Below are 1,425 nucleotides of genomic sequence, written 5' to 3'. Positions count from 1 at the left end.
TTTTAAGCAGAGGGACACTCTGAAAGGGCATGACCCGGGCGATGGTAGACCCGGGCGTAAGGGACTGAAATTTAGTAGGGAAGCATGCTTGGACGGAGGCGAGAAAAGCTCTGGGGACAACTAAGGTGCCCGTACCGCAAACCGACACAGGTAGGTAGGAAGAAGATTCTAAGGCCAACGGGAGAAGGGTTGTTAAGGAACTCGGCAAATTGACCCCGTAACTTAGGGATAAGGGGTGCTCATGGAAACATGAGCCGCAGAGAATAGAGCCAGGCGACTGTTTAGCAAAAACACAGGTCTCTGCTAAATCGAAAGATGAAGTATAGGGGCTGACACCTGCCCGGTGCTGGAAGGTTAAGGAGATGAGTGCAAGCTTTGACCCGAAGCCCCAGTGAACGGCGGCCGTAACTATAACGGTCCTAAGGTAGCGAAATTCCTTGTCGGGTAAGTTCCGACCCGCACGAATGGTGTAACGATCTGGTTACTGTCTCAACAACCCACCCGGCGAAATTGTAGTACCGGTGAAGATGCCGGTTACCCGCGACAAGACGGAAAGACCCCATGGAGCTTTACTGCAGCCTGATATTGGATTTCGGTATTACATGTACAGGATAGGTGGGAGACAGGGAAGCCAAGGCGTCAGCTTTGGTGGAGTCGACCTTGGGATACCACTCTTGTAGTGCTGGAATTCTAACTTGCGGCCGTGAAACCGGCCGGAGGACATTGTCAGGTGGGCAGTTTGACTGGGGCGGTCGCCTCCTAAAAGGTATCGGAGGCGCTCAAAGGTTGGCTCAGCATGGACGGAAACCATGCCAGAGAGTGTAAACGCACAAGCCAGCCTGACTGCGAGACTGACAAGTCGAGCAGGAACGAAAGTTGGAGTTAGTGATCCGGCGGTATGTGAGTGGAAATGCCGTCGCTCAACGGATAAAAGCTACCCTGGGGATAACAGGCTGATCTCCCCCAAGAGTCCACATCGACGGGGAGGTTTGGCACCTCGATGTCGGCTCATCGCATCCTGGGGCTGAATTCGGTCCCAAGGGTTTGGCTGTTCGCCAATTAAAGCGGTACGCGAGCTGGGTTCAGAACGTCGTGAGACAGTTCGGTCCCTATCTGTCGTGGGCGCAGGATATTTGAGAGGAGCTGTCCCTAGTACGAGAGGACCGGGATGGACGCACCTCTGGTGCACCAGTTGTCACGCCAGTGGCACAGCTGGGCAGCTAAGTGCGGAACGGATAAACGCTGAAAGCATCTAAGCGTGAAGCCGACCTCAAGATAAGATATCCCACTGAGTCAATCAGGTAAGACCCCTTGAAGACTACGAGGTAGATAGGCTGCAGGTGTACGCACGGTGACGTGTTGAGCTGGGCAGTACTAATCGGTCGAGGGCTTGACCTTGTGAAGCGGTTCTCATTCAGTCTATTC

The 1,425-nt window shown here is 53.8% G+C and carries 1 rRNA gene; it reads left to right on the top strand.

The features are described 5' to 3' along the window. Positions 1–1,398: ribosomal RNA gene (locus ACTNAU_RS13295) — 23S ribosomal RNA — on the top strand; the annotation flags it as partial. Between the last annotated feature and the right edge of the window lie 27 nt (positions 1,399–1,425).

The sequence above is a fragment of the Bittarella sp. HCP28S3_D9 genome (assembly GCF_052065655.1).
In the GTDB taxonomy this organism is placed as follows: domain Bacteria; phylum Bacillota; class Clostridia; order Oscillospirales; family Ruminococcaceae; genus Bittarella; species Bittarella massiliensis.
This window is presented reverse-complemented; position numbering and strand designations above follow the sequence as displayed.